The organism is Acidovorax sp. LjRoot204 (genome assembly GCF_056175785.1).
In genome coordinates this window covers 1-6,969 of record NZ_JBGFFF010000193.1, presented here as the reverse complement: position 1 = coordinate 6,969, position 6,969 = coordinate 1, and the positions used below count along the sequence as shown (strand labels likewise).

5 protein-coding genes and 1 pseudogene are annotated in these 6,969 nt (G+C 65.0%); all 6 read right to left on the bottom strand.

The genetic code is table 11. From position 1 onward, the window contains the following. Nucleotides 1–262: 262 nt before the first annotated feature. Nucleotides 263–853 (bottom strand): DUF2894 domain-containing protein, encoded by a 591-nt coding sequence (locus tag AC04MI_RS22045; RefSeq protein WP_436077573.1) that lies wholly within the window; start codon nucleotides 851–853, stop codon nucleotides 263–265. After that, a complete protein-coding gene (locus AC04MI_RS22040) occupies nucleotides 850–1,518 on the bottom strand; it encodes an OmpA family protein (protein WP_436077574.1) in 669 nt (222 codons plus the stop codon). Before AC04MI_RS22040 ends, AC04MI_RS22045 begins: the two co-directional genes overlap by 4 nt. Next, nucleotides 1,515–4,184, bottom strand: a complete 2,670-nt coding sequence (locus tag AC04MI_RS22035) for a DUF802 domain-containing protein (RefSeq protein ID WP_476498703.1) — start codon at nucleotides 4,182–4,184, stop codon at nucleotides 1,515–1,517. Before AC04MI_RS22035 ends, AC04MI_RS22040 begins: the two co-directional genes overlap by 4 nt. Further along, entirely contained in the window at nucleotides 4,181–4,981 is an 801-nt protein-coding gene (locus tag AC04MI_RS22030; protein ID WP_436077576.1) for a DUF3348 family protein, read from the bottom strand. The genes AC04MI_RS22035 and AC04MI_RS22030 overlap by 4 nt, the downstream gene beginning before the upstream one ends. 256 nt (nucleotides 4,982–5,237) lie before the next feature. Then, nucleotides 5,238–6,515 carry a benzoyl-CoA 2,3-epoxidase subunit BoxA gene (gene boxA / locus AC04MI_RS22025; RefSeq protein ID WP_476498702.1) on the bottom strand — a complete coding sequence of 426 codons (1,278 nt, stop codon included), beginning with the start codon at nucleotides 6,513–6,515 and terminating at the stop codon, nucleotides 5,238–5,240. 148 nt (nucleotides 6,516–6,663) lie between these two features. Beyond that, nucleotides 6,664–6,882, bottom strand: a pseudogene (locus AC04MI_RS22020) (benzoyl-CoA 2,3-epoxidase subunit BoxB); the annotation flags it as partial. Nucleotides 6,883–6,969: the final 87 nt, after the last annotated feature.

Below are 6,969 nucleotides of genomic sequence, written 5' to 3'. Positions count from 1 at the left end.
TTCCTGAACCGGGTTCGGTGAGTCGCCTTGCGGGTTCGGCTCATCGATGGGATGAACTGTACGCCGATGGTGTTCAGGGAAAAACCGCCCAGTCGCAAACTAACTGTTCCAGTTTTGAAAACAATGGCTGGGCCACGTACTGTGACGTTTCGCGTCAGCGGTTGGAGGCGCCGAAGCGCCGGTTTCCCTCGCCCCGGGCGTTGGGCCGGGGACTACACAGCAGTGGCTTGTGCTCTGGTTACAGGCCTGCGGATCTATCGGTCTATGGCTTGTTGCGTGTCTTGCGCACCGAACGCGGAGCGGGGCTTGTGGCTCGGGTGCTTGCCTGATCCAGCCACAGTAAGGTGTTCATTTGCGCCATGAAATGGCGCAGATAGTCGGGGGACAGGGAGCGCATCAGGTTCAGTGAGCGCAGCATCAGCTTGTGGGCGTTGAGTGGCCCGGCGTTCTCAGGCCCCCTGTGCAGGGCCTGCACCACCTGCTGCTCGGCGGCGATGTGCGACCAGACCTCGCTGAAATGGCGCACGCTTTTGAGCGTGGGCAATGGAGCGCTGTCCATCGCAAAGGGGTCGTCCCTGGCGATGCTGCGCCGAGGGGTTCCCAGGGTTTGGTTCAGTTGTGCCAGCGCAGACGCTGCAGGGGCGGGGCGTTGGTTGCCCTGTGATGGAGGTGTGTGGGGCGGGCTTTCGGGGTAGCTCGCCAACGCCGTATCGAGCTTGTGCGCCAACAGCCGCTGCACGGCCGCTGATTGGCCAGGCAGGCGGCGCGCCAGGATCTCCAGGTAGTGAAAACGCGCGGGGTCGTTGTGGTGCGCGCCAACTGCACGCAATGCCTCCAGACGGTGATCTGTCATGGTGCGCGGGGAGACTCGGTGGACCGGGTGTTGGCGGCCTTGGGGACTGGGGCCATCTCCACCCGGCGGTTTTGTGCACGGCCTTTTTCGTCGCTGTTGTCAGCCACGGGTTGTTCGGCGCCGAAGGCTGCGGCGAACACCTGGGACGATGGCATGCCCTCGTCAATCAGAGCCCGGGTCACGGTGAGTGCACGCTGGGCTGAAAGCTCCAGGTTGTCCGCAAAACGCTTCTGGCTGCCGCGCAGCAGCGCGGTGTTGTCGGTGAAGCCGCTGACCATCAGCATTTCGTCGCGCTCCCGCAAGTAAACCCCCAACGGCTGAACCAGACTCTTGAGCAGTTGCCGTCCCTCGGCACGCAGTTCGTCCGAACCGGTGGCAAACAGCACGCTGCCGCTGATACCAATGCGCCCGTTGTTCACCGTCACGCGCCCGCTGGCCAGCGGAATGGCCAGGGCCTTCTCAAGCGCCATGCGCCGCTGCTCTTCCATCTGGCGCTTTTGCACTTCCTGCTGAAGGTTGGCCACCAGGTCGATCTGCACCACCAGCACGCCCACGAGGATCAGTACAAACGCACCCAGCAGCCCTGCCATCAGATCGCCGAAGACGGCCCACACCGGTGCCGTCTGGTCGGTAGCATCATCCAGGGTGTCGTCCACGCCGGTCACGCGGGCACCCCTTGTTCTGCCGTGGCCTTGCCATGCAGTCGACGCAGGTCTTCCACGATGCCTTGTTGTGCGCTGATGCTCAGGTCAATCACCTCGCGGGCCTGCGCCACGTAGTACGCCAGCTGTTCGTCGCTGCGGCCCATGGACTCGCGAAGGGCGTCCTCCATGCCTTGCAGGCTCTCCACGAGCTTCTCGTTGCTGGCACTGAACAGGCCGACGCCGTGCTGGAAGGATTCCCCCAGGCTGGACAACTCGATGGCGCTGGCCGCAACCTGCGCTGCCACTTCGTCCACCTTGCCCGCCTGTGCGCCCAGGGCCTGTGCAAACTGCTGGCCCGCCTGTTCGAGCACCTCGGCGGCGGAACCCACCAGTGCGTCAATGGCCGCGCGCTGCTGCACAGCGGCTTCGTTCACGGACTGCAGCAGGCTGCCCAGCTGCTGTGTCATGGCCGTGCGCTCGGCCAGTGCGAGGTTGTCGCGTTCGCCCAGGCGTGTCATTTCCTGTCGCAACTGGGTAATGACTTCGGCCGCCGCTTGCGGCACGTCGGAGGCGGTCTGCAGCAGGCGCGTCAGGGGGGCTTCCAGCGCAGCGCCCAGGGTGGCCAGGTGCTCTGCCACGGCGGCTTGCAGAGTATCCAGGCGGTCCACTGCCGCCTGTCCGCGCGCGGCTTCTGCATCGCGCAGGGTGGTCAGTTCCTCGCGCCACACCAGGGTCAGCGCATCCATGCGTTGACCCTGGGCTTGCACCCATTGCGCTTCGTTGTCGATGCGTGTGCGCAGCAGGGCGTCGGATTGCTCCATCAGCGCGGTGGCGCTGCCCAATGTACGGTCCACCTGGGCGTTCAGTCGCAGACTCACTTGCGTGGCGGTGTCTTCCAGGGTCTGCATCAGGGCGCGCTGTTGTTCCACGGTCTGTGTGGCTGCGCGCTGCCATTCAGCGCTGAGCGTGTGGGCCAGTCTCTCCAGGGACTGGCTCCAGCCTGCCAGCCGTTGCGCATCGGCGTCGCGCTGCGCCTGCTGAGCATCGGTGACGGTGCTTTGCAATGCAGCCAGCAAGGCCTCGGAGCGTTCTTCAAATGCGTTGTTGGCTGACTGCAGGCGGTGCTCCAGCTGCTGGGCTGCTTGGGCGAGTGCCGCGCCGGTTGTCTGGTGCTGTTCGGCAGTTTGTGCCCCTGCGCTTTGCCATTCGCCGCTGAGTTTCTGGGCCATCTCGTGCATGGACTGCGTCCAGTCGGCGAGCCGCTGCGTATCCGCAGCGCGCTGCGCACCGTGGGCTTCGGCTACCGTCGCCTGCAGTGTGGTGACCAGGGCTTCGGCCTGTTGTGCAAATGCCTGGGTGGTGGCTTGCAATTGCCGGTCCATCTGCTGTGCGGTGCGCTCCAAGACCTGGCCCACCTCCTGCTGCTGGGCCAGCGTCTGGTTGCCCGCTTGATGCCATTCGCTGGCCAGGTTGCGAGCCATGTCCTGCATGGAGTGCTCCCAGCCTTGCAGTCGCCGCTGGTCGGACTCCGCCAGGGCAGCTTGTTGCTGTGCAGCCGATACGTGCAGGGAGTCCAGCAGTGTTTTCGATCGTTCGTCGAAAGTCTGCGTGAGCTTTTGCACTGCAACCTCAAATTGGGTAGTCAGCGCGCCCTGTGTGTTCGACTGCTGGTCGAGCGCCTGGGCCCAGGTGTCGGCCACCTTGCGTGCCGTGCCCTCCCATTGCGCACTGAGGCTTTGCAGCTGCTGGCCTGTGTGCTCTCGCAGCCGCTCGTGGGTGCGCTGGGACTCTTGTGCCAGCGTTGCCATGGCCTGTTCCACCACCGGGCGCATGGCGGCGGTGGCCTGCTGGGCACTGGTGCTCAGGCTGTCTTGCAGCGATGTACCCACGGACTGCGCCAATTGGGTGTAGGCGGCAGATGCCTCTTGATGAAACCCCTGCTGTTGCGCCAGCAGCTGGTCGTTGAGCTGGCTGTGGCGGCGCTCCAGTCCTTCCATCATGGCTTGCAGGCGATCGGCAATCAGGGGCAGGGCCTGGGCCTGCGCTTGCAGGGCCAGCAAGGTGTCCTCGCGCCGTTGGGCGGACGAGAAGGCACGGAATAGCGTGGGGATGCGCGCATCCAGCTGGCGCACCGCCTGCAGCCTCTCTCGGYGGCTCAGGGCGGACAACAAGCCCAGTGCGGCCGATGTGGCGACCCCCGCGACGGACGTGCCGAACGACAGACCCAGCCCCTTGATGGGCGCAGCCAGTGCATTGCGGATGGATTCCAGGTTGCCGGAGGCCTCCAGGGCGAACACGGCGCCGTGGAATGTCACCACCATGCCCACGAAGGTGCCCAGCATGCCCAGCATGACCAGCAGCCCCACCAGGTAAGGCGTGAGTGCAGGGCCAGGCAGGGCTACACGCTCTCCTTCGATACGTTGGCGAACCGGGTGGCGCAGTGCGGGGTCGAGGCTTTCCAGCCAGGCATCCAGGGCAGGGGGCTCTTGATGGGCCTCTAGCGCACGCGTCAGCAAGGCGGTGGCCGCGCGATAGCGCATCAGCTCCCAAGCTCCCAGCAGGTAGGTGGCGGCGATCATCACCGTCATTGCCAGTGCCAGCGGGCTGTGGCCCACAAAACCCCAGCCCACCCAGCCAGCGGCTGCAAGGCCCGCAGCGAAGATGGCTGTCATCACACTCTTGTTCATTCCTGTTGTCCTGTTGTGTCGTTCTGTGCTGCTTCCAGCAGTCCCGTGATCGGTTCCATGCGCGTTTGCAGCTCTGCGGCAAGTAGGGCCTGCATGTCGCGCTCGAAGGCCCACAGCCAGCCTCCGGCCTGCCGCCAGCGCGCAGGCTCATCGGTCAACCCTTGGGTGGTCAGCCTGTGCTGGTGTTGCCGGTGGCGGTGCGCCATACGGCGCTCCAGGTGCGCGGGTAGCAAGGCCCACAGCCGTTGTTCACGCGGTGCCAGCATGCGCTCCATCACAGCGTCCAGCGCCGCCACCTGGCGCAATCTGGGGGCACCTTGTGCGATCGCCTGGCGCAACTGTGCCCGCAGGGGCTGCAGCCGCAGCTCCATCTGCTTTTGCAGGTCCAGATAGCGTGGCGCGTGGGTGGCGAAATCCGTGTCCACCCTCGGGTCGGGCAGTTCCACGGGGGTGTTGTCCGCCCGGGCCCGCAGTGGCTTGGGTGCAGTGGGCCTCGTGGCCAGCTGCACTTCGAGGTCGGCCTGAACCTTCGCTACCAGGCCGGCGAGTACCGTCATGTTCAGCGCCATTGCCGGGTGCTGTGCAGTCGCCGCCTGCGATGGCAGCTTCTCGATCGCGTGCAGCGCCCGGCTGAGCTGGACGGCGTCCACGGTTCCCAGCCATAGGCTCAGCTGCTCTGCCACATCGGGGGGCTTGGCTGCTGGTAGCGGAGGCGCGGCCCGCTCGCTGGCTTCCCGCGTCCATTGCTGGAGCAGGACCACGAGGCGTGAGCTGTTGAGTCGGTGGTGTTGGGTCATCCCGTGAAGGCTGTGCACTGGGTGGGCACGGCCGGGCGGGACGGTCCGGCGGCGCGTGCATCGGGGGAAGGAGTCCTCCCGAAGGCAAAGCCCGCTATTTTCGCAGGAAYGACAGACCAGTCTGCCAGTCAGCCTCCGGCGTTGCAGCTGTTACACAAGGGAAAGGGCTCCATGCAGCGCCTCGAGGCCCGGCCAATGGGCCTTTTTGGGGGGGCGCCATGGCTTGAGTTTGGCTCAGGCCGATGCCATGCCCGCCTCAGTACGTCTCCAGATGCAGTCGCCCTTCGCGCTGAAGCGTCCCACCCAGGGCGTCCCAGCTCAGCCCCGCCTCCTGGGCGATGTCACGCAGCGCCATCACCACGCCTTCTTCCATGCYCTTGAGSCCGCASACGTAGAAGTGGCTGTTGTCATCGCGCAGCAGGGCCAGCAGGTCGGCGGCGCGCTCGCGCATCAGGTCTTGCACRTAGCGCYTGGGYTGSCCSGGCGTGCGSGAGAAMGCSAGGTTGATGTCGATRAARTCCTTGGGCAGSSWYTGCAGSGGSCCGAAGTASGGCAGYTCCTGCTGCGTGCGYGCGCCGAAGAACAGCAWGAGCTTGCCGCCYTCRAACTTGCCGCTSTTGCGTAGCCTGCGCCGCCACTCGGTCATGGCGCGCATGGGAGCGCTGCCGGTGCCGGTGCAGATCATCACGATGTGCGATCGCGGGTGGTTGGGCATGAGGAAGCTACTGCCGAACGGCCCCACCACCTGCACCTTGTCGCCCACCTTCAGATCGCAAACATAGTTGGAGGCAACGCCTCGCACAGGGTTGCCATCGTGGTCCACGGTCACGCGCTTCACGGTSAGCGMSASGTTGTTGTAGCCGGGSCGYTCGCCGTTGCGCGGGCTGGCCACCGAGTAYTGGCGCGCGTGATGGGGTTTGCCCAGCGCATCGGCGCCCGGCGGGATGATGCCAATCGATTGCCCTTCCAGCACGGGGAACGGCATGCTGCCGAAGTCGAGCACCACATGGTGGGTCTCGCTCTCAAAACCCGCCTCGGTGCAATTGAAGTTCCCGACCACGGTGGCCGTGGTCGGGTTTTTGGGCGGAAAAAGATTGGTGTAGGGATGGGCTGCAGACCAGGGCGGTACCGTGGCTCCGTACTGGGCGGAGCGAAACACCTGCGTGCCCGGCTCAGCAGGCGCCTCGGGGGCTTGCTGCAGCGCCGTTACCTCTGTGGCTGGCTCTCCGTCTGCTGCGACCAGTTCATGGGGGGCAAGCTCGCCCGGCAGTTCTTCCCAGCTGAACTGTTCCTCAACGGTGTAGGCACGGGCCACTGGCACCGCACGCCAGTTGTCGATGGAACCCGTGGGGCAGGGCGAGATGCAGGCCATGCAGCCGTTGCACACATCGGCTCGCACCACGTAGTTGTTGTCGTCGTGCGTGATCGCGTTGACCGGACAGGTGGCCTCGCAGGTGTTGCAGCGAATGCAGATCTCCGGGTCGATCAGATGCTGCTTCAGGATGCCGTTGTCGATCAGCGTGTGGGTGTCCATATTCATTCTTCGAGCAATATCCGGCTACCAGTGCTGGGACCTTGCATACAGTGGAGGCATTCGGTGTGCCACAACGCAGAGCCCGCTTCGCCGGGCCGCTCGTGCCATCTTGCCAGGGGCGAATGCGGCACGGGCAACTCAGCGGCGATCAATTAAAACGCACGTACTCRAAATCCACCGGCTGGCGGTTGATGCCCATSACSGGSGGCGMGATCCAGCCGGCAAACTTGCCCGGCTCGACCACACGGCCCATCAACGACGCCACAAACGCGAAGTCTTCGGGCGTGGGCAGCCATTCGGCCTTGCGTGCGGTCCATTCTGCCTCGCTCACCACGCGGCCGTCGGGCGACATCTTGATGCCCGCCAGCGGAAATACAGGCCAAAAACGGGTGATGCGCTAGGGATTCATGCCTCAATAGCTACACTATTAATAGCAAAAGCCCGCACAGAGGCG